The organism is Burkholderia sp. MSMB617WGS (genome assembly GCF_001532025.2).
Classification (GTDB): domain Bacteria; phylum Pseudomonadota; class Gammaproteobacteria; order Burkholderiales; family Burkholderiaceae; genus Burkholderia; species Burkholderia savannae.
On the sequence record NZ_CP013458.1, the window covers coordinates 207,371 to 219,994 of the forward strand.

Genomic DNA, 12,624 nt, shown 5'->3' on the forward strand with positions numbered 1-12,624 from the left:
CCCGCTAAACTGCCCCGCATGAGTCATTTGCTCAGCGAGGTGCCGCAGATGAAGGACGATTCGTTGACCACTGCAATCGCGCGCGGCGCCGACCGCACGGCGTCCCGGCTGGCAGGCATCGTCGGCCGCCGGGTGCTGACGCGCTCCGGCATCGAGGCGGCGCGCATCGCCTTCGCGGGCGAACGCATCGCCGACGTGCATGCGGCGAGCCGCGACGATGCGCCGCCGTCCGCTGCCGATTTCCTGAACGCCGGCAATCTTCTGGTGCTGCCGGGCATCGTCGATCTGCACGGCGACGCGTTCGAGCGGGTCGTCATGCCGCGGCCGAACGTCAGCTTCGATTATCGCCACGCGCTCTACGATACCGACAGGCAACTGCTCGCCAACGGCATCACGACCGAGTTCCATGGCGTGACGCTGTCGTGGGAGGGCGGATTGCGCGGCGCGGCGTACGCGGAGCGCATGTTCGACGCGCTGGCGCGCCACCGCGGCGTGCTCGGCGCGCATCACTACGTGCACCTGCGCTTCGAAGCGCACAACGTCGCCGACGTTGCGCTCGCCTGCGAATGGATTCGCGCCGGCCGCGTGCAGTTCGTCGCGCTCAACGATCACTTGCCCGAGATGGTCAAGCGCTTGGGCAATGCGCGCAAGCTCCAGCACTATGCGGACCGCGCGCAGTGCGACGTCGACGCATTCTGCGAGCGCGTTCGCGCCGCACAAGCGGCGGCGGATGCCGTGCCCGCGTCGGCGGCGCGGCTCGTTCGGGCCGCGCTCGACGCGGGATTGCGCGTGGCTTCGCATGACGATCCGAATCCGGAGGTGCGCCGCCGTCATCATGCGATGGGGTGCAGCATCGGCGAATTCCCGTTGACGGTGGAAACCGCGATGACCGCGCGCGAGCTCGGCGACGCGGTGGTGTTCGGCGCGCCGAACGTGGTGCGCGGCGGCAGCCACATGAATGCACCGAGCGCCTCGGAGATGGTGAAGGCCGGGCTGTGCGACGTGCTGGCTTCGGACTACTACTATCCCGCGCCGATCGCGGCCGCGTTCGAGCTCGCGGCGCGCGGGGCGCTGCCGCTCGCGCACGCGTGGCGTCTGATCTCGTCGAATCCGGCGCGCGCGGCCGGCCTCGACGATCGCGGCGAACTCGACAGACATCTGCGCGCCGACGCGATTCTCGTCGACGACAGCGTGCCCGGCCTGCCGCGCGTGTGCGCGACGATCGTCGGCGGGCGCGTCGCGTACTCGACCGGCCAGTGGGCGATGCGCCCGGCGCGCGACGCCGTGCAGCTCGACGCGGCGTGACGGCGAGGCGAAGAATGCCCGTGAACGATGCCCGCTATGCCGTCTATCTGACGCCGGCCGAGCCGTGGAACGCGCTCGGCAGCCGCTGGCTCGGCCGCGATGCGTTGACCGGCGAACGAATCGAACGGAGCGCGGAGCTCGACGACGCATGTCTCGATGCGTGGACGAGCGGTCCGCGCACCTATGGTTTGCACGCGACGCTCAAGCCGCCGTTCCGGCTCGCCGCCGGCCGCTCGGCAGCCGAGCTCGACGTGGCTGTGCGCGCGCTCGCCGCGCGCATGCGGCCCTTCGCGCTTTCGTTGGAATGGCGGCCGTTGCGCGGCTTTCTCGCATGGCGCCCCGCCGATGAGTCCGTCGAGCGCGGGCCGCTGCAGGCGCTCGCGGACGCGTGCGTGCGCGAACTCGACGGCTTTCGCGCGCCGCAGCCCGCGACGGATGTCGAGCGCCGGCGCGCCGCGGGCCTCACGCCGCGCGAGGAAGCGCACCTCGTTCGCTGGGGATATCCGTACGTGTTCGACACGTTCGCGTTCCACATCACACTGACGAATCAACTGGATACGGCGTCGGCGGACGCCGCGACGAACGCGTTCGCGCGGCTCGCCGCGCGTCACGGGTGCGCCGCTGCGCTCGATGCCGTATCGATGAACGTGCGCGACGTGTCGATTTTCGTGCAGCCCGCGCCCGACCGGCCGTTCGTCGTCGCGCGCCATTACGGCTTCGACGGTTCGACGCGCGACGGCGCGGGCGCGGCGGCTCTGAAGGATCATCGATGAATGCGACGCAAGTGTCGCGACCGGGCGCGCTCGTCTATCTGACGGGCGCGTCGGGCAGCGGCAAGGACAGCGTGCTCGCGTGGATCGCCGCGCGGCTGACGGCGCGCGACCGGGTCCGCATCGCGCGCCGCTACATCACGCGCGACAGCGGTGCGACCGAGGCGTCGATCGCGCTGTCCGACGCGGAATTCGCGCGCCGCGCCGAGGACGGCCGCTTCGCGATGCACTGGCGCGGCCACGGCCTGTCGTATGGCGTCGGAATCGAGATCGACGCATGGATCGCATCGGGCGACGCCGTGATCGTCAACGGCTCGAGAGCCTATCTGCCGCACGCGAGCGCGCGCTATGCGCAACTGATCGCGGTCGAGCTCGTCGTGTCGACGGATATCCTCGCCGCGCGCCTGTTGCGGCGCGGCCGGGAGGACGCGGCGCGGATCGCCGCGCGCATCGAGCGCGCCCAGCAGGCATTCGCGGTGCCTGACGGCTGCACGATGATCCGGATTCCAAACGACACGACGATCGATGCCGCGGCGTCGGCGCTATTCGCGCTCGCACGCGCGGGCCATGCGCCCGACACGGCCCCGCGAAATGCGGCCCGGACGGCCGGCTCGACGCTTTTACCCGTTCGCGTATGAACGATTCACTTCGCCCGCCGCCGAAGATCGCGGAAACCGTCGTCAGCCCGAGCGCGCGGGTGCGCGACGCGTGCATCGGGCGGCGTTGCGAAATCCTGCACGACAGCGTCGTCGAATATGCGGCGCTCGGCGACTATTCGTACATCGGCGAACGATGCATGATCGCCGACGCCGAGATCGGCCGCTTCTGCGCGATTGCGGCGAACGTGCGCATCGGCGCGCCGAATCATCCGATGGAACGCGCGTCCCAGCATCGCTTCACCTATTGCCCTGAGTATTACTTCGACGACACCGCGCGCGACGCCGCATTCTTCGGCGAGCGGCGCACCGATCGCGTCCTGATCGGCAACGACGTGTGGATCGGCCATGGCGTGATCGTGCTGCCGGGCGTGACGGTGGGCGACGGCGCGGTGCTGGCCGCGGGCGCGGTGGTGAGCCGCGACGTCGCGCCGTACGCCGTCGTCGGCGGCGTTCCGGCGCGGAAGATCCGCGATCGTTTCGCGCGCGACGTCGCGCGCAGGCTGCAAGCCATCGCGTGGTGGAACTGGCCGGACGAGGTGATACGCGAGCGGCTGGCGGATTTTCAGCACGGCGACGTCGACGCGTTCTGCGCTGCGTGGGGTTGAGCGGCGCGTTCTGCGACGATCGGCGCGCATTCGCCGAACGATTCGACGAGGCCGGTTCCGACGGCGCGACCGGCAACGGCGCGAGAGCCCCGGCAGGGCGCGCCGCGACGCCCGTTCAATCCCCCGATGAATGGGCGTCGAGCTGCGACGGAGTGATCCGGCCCGGTCGGCGGGGGGCGCCGATTGCTCGCGATCATCGGTCGCCTCGATGCGCGGGAGGCAATATGCGGTGCGACCCGCGCGCATCGCGGCGCCGTCCGGCAGTGCGCATCGCATGCCGCTACGATCGACGTCGATGCGCGCGACGGCGAGAGAAAATTCGCACGCTAGCGATTTGTGACCTCGGCCGCCGTCGCGGCGAGATGGGCGGGCGCGACGACGTTCCGGCCGAGCGTCTTCGCGCGATAAAGCGCGGCATCGGCGGCGGCGACGAGCGCTTGCGGCGTTTCGAACGGATTGCCGCTGCTTGCCGCATAGCCCGCGCTGACCGTCACGCAGCCGGGCTCCGTATCGGCGGCGAGGCGCAGGCGTTCGACGGCCTGCCGCGCTTGCTCCGCGATCGTCTGCGCGCCGTGTTCGTCCGTTCCGGGCAGCACGACGGCGAACTCCTCACCTCCGTAGCGCGCGACGAAATCGGTCGGACGGTTCGCGACGCCGGACAGCGCGGCCGCGACGGCGGCGAGGCACGTGTCGCCTTGCAGATGACCGAACGTGTCGTTGTAGCGCTTGAAATGATCGACGTCGACCATCACGAGCGCGATCGGCAGATTGTGCCGATTCGCGTGGCGAAAGGTTTTTTCGAACTGCTCGTTGAAATAGCTGCGGTTGTACACCATCGTCAGCGCATCGTGCGACGCGGTTCGCACGAGCGATGCGTGCGCGTCGAAGAGCCGACGGTACAGCACGGTCACTTCCCATATGAGCACGCAAACCAGCACGCCCGGCGTGAACATGCTGAAGAGCCGCGCGACGTACCACCCGACGCTGAAGCGCGTGGTGCTCAACAGATTCAGGCTGGTGTCGGTGAAGCAAGCGAGCAGCACGACGACGAGCCAGACGTCGAGCGTCGTTCTCATGCGGCCGATGAACAGCGCGGCCGCGATCGAGCCGAGATTGATCGCCCAGACGACGCTCGCGGCGAGATTGGCGGCGAACAACGCGTTGTCGAGCGACGGATCGAACGGCCCGGGCAGATCGGCGTACAACGCGACAACGCCGAGCGCGATGCCGGATGCGGCCGGCACGCCGATCAACGCCGCCAGCCAGCGGCCGACGTGGCGCGTGCGGTCGAGCCGGTTCGCGAGCCGGTAGCGCGTCAGCAGCGCGATCACGACGAGCAGCGGGAAGCCCGCGTGCCAGAACATCCATATCCATGCCGCGCCGTAACGTCGCGCGCCGAGCAGGCCGGCCGGCGAGAAGACGCCCGGATACGCGAGCAGCTGGAGCGCCACCGTCGTCGCCGCGAACGCGTACGCGCCGGCGAGCGCACCGAGGACGGGGCGACGCATGACGGTGAACTGCGCGCCGAGAAGGAACGCGGCAATGATCGAAGTGGTGAACACCGTCAATGCGCACATCGGCAAGAACGGCGCGATCGCCGGCAGCCGCAGATTCGCGCTCGGCGCGGTGGCCGTGAGCGCGCCCAGCGTCATCAGCCCCATTGCTCCGGCCCCAAGCGTCTGCAAGCGAGACGGGCGTTGTATGAGAAAACCATCCATTGGATCTCCCGAACGCGAAAGCCGGCGCGTCCATCTGGTGGACGGCGAAACGAAGTGCGAAAAGCGGAACTGGAAGGCACCCCGTACGAATGAATTGAATGTTGACGACGCGGTCCGCCGCGACGTTGATTTACTTTAGTCCATTCGGGGTGCATCGTCATTCACGGTGGAGCCGCGCTGAAGCGGCGGGAGGGCAAGGGCATGCGATGGCTGTGCAGACACGCGCCGGTATCGCCGCCGTCGGTTCGCCGCATCGAATTTCGCGAACCGCCAGGGCCGAAAGCCGGCTTATCGCACGCGCTCGCTCGCGATGGGCCTGGTGTGATGAATCGCGTCGGGCATGCTCGTTTGAAGGTTTCGCGGCGCGCCGCGTGTCCGGCGCACGCTCGAATCCCGGCCCGGGGCGACCGATCGACGGGAATCCAAAACAATCCGGCGCGCCGACCGAGACGCTTGCCGACGGCGCTCGCCGATATGGCTCGCCGACGCGGCGATGGCTCGACGCGCGGGTTCCGCCCCGCTGCCGGCGTCAAGGGCAGGACCCCAAAACGGCGGATGAGCGAAATCGTCTTATCATTCGTGGATTGGGCGACGTTCGATCGAGATTGAAGAGAGACGTGCGCGACGTCTCAAACGTTCATTCGGTTTTTCTAGCGATGAGATTCGCCGTTTGCAAGCGCGGCCTCGAAGGCATGCGGAGCGCTCGCGACGGCACGTATCCGACGCAACGGCAACGAAGGAGAACGCCATGACTCGACGCTTCGATGCAATCATCATCGGCACCGGTCAATCCGGCCCGCCGCTCGCCGCCCGGTTGTCCGGCGCGGGCATGAAGGTGGCGGTCGTCGAGCGGGCGCGCTTCGGCGGCACCTGCGTGAACACCGGCTGCATTCCCACGAAGACGCTGATCGCGAGCGCATACGCGGCGCATCTCGCGCGGCGCGCGGACGAATACGGCGTCGCGATAGGCGGGCCGGTCACGGTCGACATGAAGAAAGTGAAGGCGCGCAAGGATCGGATCTCCGGGCGTTCGAACCACGGTGTCGAACAATGGGTGCGCGGCCTCGAGAACGGCACGGTCTATCAGGGGCATGCCCGTTTCGAGAGCGCGCGTTCGGTGCGCGTCGGCGACGAGCTGCTGGAAGCCGGCCGGATCTTCATCAACGTCGGCGGGCGGGCGCTGATTCCGCCGATGCCCGGACTCGAGCAGGTGCCCTATTTCACCAACTCGACGATGATGGACGTGGACTTCTTGCCCGAGCATCTGATCATCGTCGGCGGCAGCTACGTGGGGCTCGAGTTCGGTCAGATGTACCGCCGCTTCGGATCGCGCGTGACGATCGTCGAGAAAGGCGCGCGGCTGATCAGGCGCGAGGACGAGGACGTGTCGCAGGCGGTGCGGGACATTCTGGAGAGCGAAGGGATCGACGTACAGCTCGGTGCCGATTGCCTGAGCGTGCGGCGCGACGCGGGCAACGTGGTGATCGGGCTCGATTGCGCGGCCGGCGCGCGAGAAGCGACGGGCTCGCATCTGCTGCTCGCCGTCGGGCGCGTGCCGAATACCGACGATCTCGGGCTGGAGAAGGCCGGCGTCGAAACCGACGCGCACGGCTACGTCAACGTGGACGAGCAGTTGCGCACCAACGTGGAAGGCATCTGGGCGCTGGGCGACTGCAACGGTCGAGGCGGATTCACGCATACGTCTTACAACGACTACGAGATCGTCGCGGCCAATCTGCTCGACGACGATCCGCGCAAGGTGTCGGATCGCATCCCTGCCTATGCGATGTTCATCGATCCGCCGCTCGCCCGCGTGGGAATGACGCAGGACGAGGCGGCGCGTTCGGGGCGCCGGTTGCTGGTCGGCACGCGGCCGATGACGCGCGTCGGACGCGCGGTGGAAAAAGGCGAGAGCCTCGGTTTCATGAAAGTGATCGTCGACGCGGAGAGCCGCGCGATTCTCGGCGCGTCGATTCTCGGCGTGACGGGCGATGAAGTCGTGCATTCGCTGCTCGACGTGATGTATGCGAAAGCGCCGTACACGACGATCAGCCGCGCGATGCACATTCATCCGACCGTGTCGGAGCTGGTGCCGACGCTGCTACAGGATTTGCGTCCGCTGGCGTAGAGAAGGGGAGGGGACGCGCGTGCGGGCGCGGCGCCGCACGCGATCGCGTAATCGGATGATCGCGCGATCTCGAGTGATCAAGCGTTCGACTGCCGTTCAACGCCGATCGCTTCGCCATTTCCGGGTGCTGAAGCGAGATGTCGCGCACGGCGCGTGCGAACGCCGCCGTTCGGAAGTCGGAACCGGATTCGGCCGGGGCGCGCATGTCCGCTGCCGCGATCGAACGACGGACGAACCGGCGCGCGGCACGACGCGCCGCGCGAGCACGCGCCGGCGGCACGCCGGCCTCATTCAGGCATCCGTCGTACTGTCGCGCGCACCGCCGCCGCTCGCTCGGCCCGGAAGAATCAATGCGAGCTCCAGCCCTTGTAGCGCTTCGCGTTGTCGCGCGTGACGAGCGTCGGTTCGAGCAGGATCATCGCATTCGCGGGCTTGTGTCCGTTCATCACCCCATAGCCGACCGACACCGCCTTCTTCGCCATCGCGAACGGGTCCTGGCTCGACGACGCCTGCACCTGCGTGTCGCTCTGGAGCGCGGTTTCGATATCGGGTGCGCCGTCCACCGACGTGATCACGATGCCGGTGCGATGCAGTTGCTTCGCGGCGAGGTCGCTGCCGATCGCCTGCGGATCGTTGATCGCGAATACGCCGTCGACTTTCGGAAAGCGCGTCAGGTAGCCCTGCATTGCGTTCATTCCGCCTTCGCGCGAGCCCTTGCCGTCCTGGTCGCTCGACAGCAGCTTGAGGCCCGGATTCTTCGCGAGCACCGCCTTGCAGCCGTTCACGCGATCGATGACGGCCGACACTTGCGGGCCGTTCTCGATGATCACGTTGCCCTTGCCGTCGAGCTTCTTCGCGAGGTAGTCGCATGCGAGCTCGCCAGCCTTCACGTTGTTCGTCTGCACGGTCGCATCCGCGCCGGACGCCGCGACGTCGACCGCGATCACCGCGATGCCGGCCGCCTGCGCCCGGCGCACGGCGGGCTCGATCGCTTTCGGATCAGCGGCGTTCAGCAGGATCATGTCGACGTGGGCCGAGATGAAGTTGTCGATCTGCGTGAACTGCTTGTTCAGGTCGTAGTCGGCGGAGACCGCGGTGACTTTCGCGTTCGGATTGAGCTCCTTCGCCTGCGCCTGCGCGCCTTTCACGACGGTGACGAAGTACGGATTGCCGAGCGAGCCGACGGTGATGCCGATCGACTTGAGCGGCTTGTCGCCCGCGTGCGCGGCGCACGCCGCGAACGCGAGCGCGCACGCGGCGCCGGTCTGAACGAGCTTGTGTTTGATCTCCGACATGTCGTTGTCTCCGTATGGTCCGTGATGGAGGGCGCGCGCGAGGACCTGCGCGCGCGCCGCATGGCGTCTCGATGCGTCAGGTGCGGGCCGATTCGTGCTGGCGGTAGCGGTCGAGCGCGACCGCGCCGATGATCACGAGCCCCTTGATGATGTATTGCCAGATGTCGGACACGCCGAGCAGCACGAGGCCGTTCGACAGCACCGCGATGATCAGCGCGCCGATCAGCGTGCCGACGATCGAGCCGACGCCGCCGACGAAGCTCGTGCCGCCGAGGATCACCGCGGCGATCGCGTCGAGTTCGTACGACTGGCCCAGCTGCAAGCCGTTCGCCGCATAGAGCCGTGCGGCCGACATCAGCGCGCCCAGGCCGGCGAGCAGGCCCGAGCTAGCATAGACGAACAGCTCGATGCCGCGCACGTTGATGCCCGACAGCCGCGCGGCTTCCGGATTGCCGCCGACCGAGTAGATCCGCATGCCGAGCACCGTGCGGCGCAGGATGAACCACGAGATCGCGACGACGGCGAGCGCGATCACGATGAGCCACGGCACGCCGAGAATCGAGCCGTTGCCGATGAACGCGAACGGCAGTTGCGGATTGAAGATCGTCGTATCGTTGCCCATCAGGCGCGCGACGCCGCGCACGGCCGTCAGCGCACCGAGCGTGACGATGAAGGGCGGCAGGCGCAGGAACGAGATCAGCACGCCGTTGACGACGCCGAACGCGAGCCCCACGAGAAGCGCGGCGGGAATCCCGAGCCAGCCCCAGCCGGGAAGGTTCGATGCGATCAGCGACGCGACGGCGGCGGCCGCGAGCACCGAGCCGACCGACAGATCGATGCCGCCCGTTAGGATCACGAACGTCATGCCGGCGGCGAGCACGATGTTGATCGACGCCTGCTGCGTGACGATCGACAGGTTCTGCAGCGTGAAGAAGCCGTCGGTCATGAAGCCGAAGCCGACGCACAGGAGCACGAGAACGGGCAGCATGCCGGCCGTACGCATCAGCGCCTGCATCCGCGCGCGGTGGTCGGCGGCGCGCCGCGGCGCGCGGTCCGGCGCCGCGCCGGCCGGCGCGGAGGCGATCTCGCTATGCTTCATCTGATGGGTCATGGCGATAACCTGAGGGTGAGAGGACAAGGCGACGGCGGCCGCTCAATGCGCGGCCGCCGTTTCGGTGCGTGAGCCGGTGGCGAGCGCGATGATCGCCTCCTGCGTGATCGGCGCGCCCGTGTGTCCGCCGAGCTCGCCGGCAATCGTGCCTTCACGCATCACGAGCACGCGGTCGGCCACGCCGATGATCTCCGGCAGCTCGCTCGAGATCACGATCACGCCGACGCCTGCGCGCGCGAGATCGTTGATGATCCGGTAGATCTCCGATTTCGCGCCGATGTCGACGCCGCGCGTCGGTTCGTCGAGGATCAGCACGCGCGGCTTCGTCTCGAGCAACCGCGACAGCAGCACTTTTTGCTGGTTGCCGCCCGACAGCGCGCCGACGTTGACGTTCGCGTGCGGCACGCGAATCGACAGCGCGGCGATCGCGTCGCGCGCGCGCTGCGCGCCGCGCGCGAGATCGAGCGCGCCGAGGCGCGCGTCTCGCCCGCAGACCGAGATGTTGATGTTGTCGCGCACGCTCATGTCGAGGAAGAGGCCCTGGCGCTTGCGATCCTCGGTCAGATAGACGAGCCCGGCGTCGATCGCGTCGCGCGGCGAATGCGCGCCGAAGCGCTTGCCGTCGAGCTTCACTTCGCCGCGCACGCGCGGCTCGGCACCGAACACGAGGCGCGCGAGCTCGGTGCGGCCCGCGCCGACAAGGCCCGCGATGCCGAGCACCTCGCCCGCGTGCAGATCGAGGCTGCAGCCGCGCACGCGGCCGCCGTCCGCGACGTCGCGCACCGACAGCAGCAGATTGCCGGGATCGTACGGCGCATGCGTTTTTTTGTAGAACCCCGAAATATCGCGGCCGACCATCATGCCGACGAGCCGCTCGGCCGACAGCGAATCGCGCTCGAGCGTGCCGACGTACGCGCCGTCGCGCAGCACCGACACGCGGTCGGAAAGCTCGTAGATCTCCGCCATCCGATGGCTGATGTAGATGATCGCGAGCCCTTCGGCGCGCAGTTGCCGAATCAGCCGGAACAGGTTCTCGGTCTCGCGCGACGACAGCGGCGTCGTCGGCTCGTCCATCACGAGAATGCGCGCCTTCGTGTGAACGGCGCGCGCGATCTCGACGAGCTGCTGCTCGGCGATCGACAGCGTGCCGACGAGCGTGTCCGGCCCGAAGTTCGCGCCGAGCCGTTCGAGCACGTCCCGGCAGCCGCGCGCCATCGCGGCGCGATCGATCGTGCCCCAGCGGTGGTTGCCGCGGCGCAGCTCGCGCCCGACGTAGATGTTCTCCGCGACGGTCAGATTCGGTGCGAGGCACAGCTCCTGGTAGATCACGGCGACGCCCGCATCGCGCGCGGCGAGCGGCCCGTCGACGGCGACGCGCGCGCCGTCGATCAGGATTTCGCCGCCGGGATCGGCCTGATACGCGCCCGACAGAATCTTGATGAGCGTCGATTTGCCGGCGCCGTTTTCGCCCATCAGCGAATGAATCTCGCCCGCATGCACGGCGAGGCTCACGTCGGCAAGCGCACGCACGGCGGGGAACGTCTTGCTGATGCCGCGCATCTCGAGCAGCGGGCGCGACGGTTCAGAACGCCGCATATCTGGCCTCCTGCGATTCCACGCCGGCGCCTCGGAGGATGCCGGCGCGCGGGGAGAAGTTGAAGAACATCGGCAGCGTCGCGGCACCGATCGCGCCGGCGTCCGGGCCGAACGAGCCGCGCACCAGCGCGGGTGTGCCGCGCGCTTCCGGCGCGAGCGCCGCTAGCGCGGCGTGCAGGCGCGCGATCAGTGTGCCGATCAAACCCGCGTCGATGTCGGCGTCGAGCACGACGACGGGTGATTCGAGCACGGCGAGCGCCGCGCGCAGCGCGGGCGCGAGCGCGTCGACGCAATCGTCGATCCATTCGTCGACGGCCTTCGCCCCGCGCGCGATGCAAGCTTCGAGATCCGCGCGGCTCTCGACTTTTTCGCCGCAGTAGCGCAGATGCCGGACGAGCCCGTTGAGCGACGCGCGCGTGATCAGGATGTCCCATGCGCCGCGCGGCTTCGGCACCGAAGGCAGGCGGCTCGGCGGCACCGGCATCATCGCGAAGTCGCCCGCGTTGCCGGTGACGCCGCGCAGGCAGTCGCCGTCGATCGCGATGCCGCCGCCGATCGCGGGGCCGAGGAACAGGTAGACGAAATCGTCGCGTTGCCGTCCGCAGCCGTAGAACAGCTCGGCGATCGCGGCGGCGTTGCCGTCGTTTTCGCTGAAGACGGGCAGCGCGATCGCGCGATCGAGCTCGCGCGCGAAATCGACTTCGGCCCACGCGCCGAACGCATCGGCGGGCAGGTCGATCTCGCGCAGCCAACTGCCGAGGTTGTACGGCTGCGCGACGCCGACGCCCGCGAGCCGCTCGCGCTCGTGCGGAGCAAGTAGCCGCTGCATCGCGGCGACGTCCTGCTTGACGATCTCGAGCACCGTGGCGGGCGGCGGGAGCAGCGTGTCGTGCGAGCGGCGGCCGATCACGTCGCCGGCGAAGTTGACGAGCGCCGTCTCGATGCGCATCCGGTCGAGGCGCACGCCGATCCCGAATGCGCCGCGCGGGTCGAGCCGGATCAGCGACGCGGGCTGGCCGCGCTGGCCTTCGGCGCGGCGGCCGGCGAACTCGATGAGCTTTGCTTCGGCAAGCGAAGCGATGATGCTGCCGACCGCGGTGCCCGTCAGATTGGCGAGCCGCGCGAGATCGGCCTTCGACGCGCTGCCCGCGCGCCGGAGCGCCCTCAGCAGAAGGCGCTCGTTGTAGCGGCGCACGTTGGCCGAGTTGCTGCCCTGGCCGATATGCGGACTCCTCATGATTTCTCCTCCGGGTTGGCACGGTTCGCCCGAGGTTAAATAAATCAGCTTGATTTATTTAACCTCGGGATGTCGGGCGTGTCTGCCTAGGGAAATCCCGAGGGTTGATGCGAGGAGGTCAGGAAATGGCGGCGAGCGATGATGGTTCGCCTTCAGTCGTGCGTTCGGGCGTGGTCGAGCAATGCGCGCGAGCGCGCGTG

At 68.5% G+C, this 12,624-nt stretch carries 11 protein-coding genes; 6 read left to right on the plus strand and 5 right to left on the minus strand.

Annotated elements, in window-relative coordinates:
- Positions 1-48 precede the first annotated feature (48 nt).
- The 4 genes from WT60_RS20955 to WT60_RS20970 are packed head-to-tail and all read left to right on the plus strand — an operon-like array spanning position 49 to position 3,339.
- Entirely contained in the window at positions 49-1,305 is a 1,257-nt protein-coding gene (locus WT60_RS20955; RefSeq protein WP_060356179.1) for an alpha-D-ribose 1-methylphosphonate 5-triphosphate diphosphatase, read from the plus strand.
- 14 nt (positions 1,306-1,319) lie between these two features.
- Complete coding sequence (locus WT60_RS20960; protein ID WP_059576795.1) at positions 1,320-2,078, plus strand: DUF1045 domain-containing protein; 759 nt, start codon at positions 1,320-1,322, stop codon at positions 2,076-2,078.
- Complete coding sequence (gene phnN, locus WT60_RS20965; protein WP_038745942.1) at positions 2,075-2,713, plus strand: phosphonate metabolism protein/1,5-bisphosphokinase (PRPP-forming) PhnN; 639 nt, start codon at positions 2,075-2,077, stop codon at positions 2,711-2,713. The genes WT60_RS20960 and phnN overlap by 4 nt, the downstream gene beginning before the upstream one ends.
- Positions 2,710-3,339 carry a DapH/DapD/GlmU-related protein gene (locus tag WT60_RS20970; protein WP_059671360.1) on the plus strand — a complete coding sequence of 210 codons (630 nt, stop codon included), beginning with the start codon at positions 2,710-2,712 and terminating at the stop codon, positions 3,337-3,339. Before phnN ends, WT60_RS20970 begins: the two co-directional genes overlap by 4 nt.
- Positions 3,340-3,665: 326 nt before the next feature.
- Here WT60_RS20970 and WT60_RS20975 read toward each other — a convergent pair whose 3' ends face one another.
- Positions 3,666-5,000 (minus strand): sensor domain-containing diguanylate cyclase, encoded by a 1,335-nt coding sequence (locus WT60_RS20975; protein ID WP_231752107.1) that lies wholly within the window; start codon positions 4,998-5,000, stop codon positions 3,666-3,668.
- On the opposite strand from WT60_RS20975, the gene WT60_RS35290 reads away from it, so the two are divergent.
- Positions 4,882-5,196 (plus strand): hypothetical protein, encoded by a 315-nt coding sequence (locus WT60_RS35290; RefSeq protein WP_226377338.1) that lies wholly within the window; start codon positions 4,882-4,884, stop codon positions 5,194-5,196. The two genes, WT60_RS20975 and WT60_RS35290, sit on opposite strands and share 119 nt — an antisense overlap.
- A 609-nt stretch (positions 5,197-5,805) precedes the next feature.
- Positions 5,806-7,185, plus strand: a complete 1,380-nt coding sequence (locus WT60_RS20980) for an FAD-containing oxidoreductase (RefSeq protein WP_038745948.1) — start codon at positions 5,806-5,808, stop codon at positions 7,183-7,185.
- A 347-nt stretch (positions 7,186-7,532) separates the two neighbouring features.
- On the opposite strand, the gene WT60_RS20985 is transcribed toward WT60_RS20980, so the two are convergent.
- The 4 genes from WT60_RS20985 to WT60_RS21000 all read right to left on the minus strand — a co-directional run bounded on the left by WT60_RS20985 (position 7,533) and on the right by WT60_RS21000 (position 12,424).
- Positions 7,533-8,480 carry an ABC transporter substrate-binding protein gene (locus WT60_RS20985; protein WP_038745950.1) on the minus strand — a complete coding sequence of 316 codons (948 nt, stop codon included), beginning with the start codon at positions 8,478-8,480 and terminating at the stop codon, positions 7,533-7,535.
- A gap of 76 nt (positions 8,481-8,556) precedes the next feature.
- A complete protein-coding gene (locus WT60_RS20990) occupies positions 8,557-9,591 on the minus strand; it encodes a ribose ABC transporter permease (protein ID WP_059644759.1) in 1,035 nt (344 codons plus the stop codon).
- Between the two features lie 42 nt (positions 9,592-9,633).
- Positions 9,634-11,187, minus strand: coding sequence for a sugar ABC transporter ATP-binding protein (locus WT60_RS20995; RefSeq protein WP_059576773.1), 1,554 nt, complete (start codon positions 11,185-11,187; stop codon positions 9,634-9,636).
- Positions 11,174-12,424 carry an ROK family protein gene (locus WT60_RS21000; RefSeq protein WP_038745956.1) on the minus strand — a complete coding sequence of 417 codons (1,251 nt, stop codon included), beginning with the start codon at positions 12,422-12,424 and terminating at the stop codon, positions 11,174-11,176. The genes WT60_RS20995 and WT60_RS21000 overlap by 14 nt, the downstream gene beginning before the upstream one ends.
- Between the last annotated feature and the right edge of the window lie 200 nt (positions 12,425-12,624).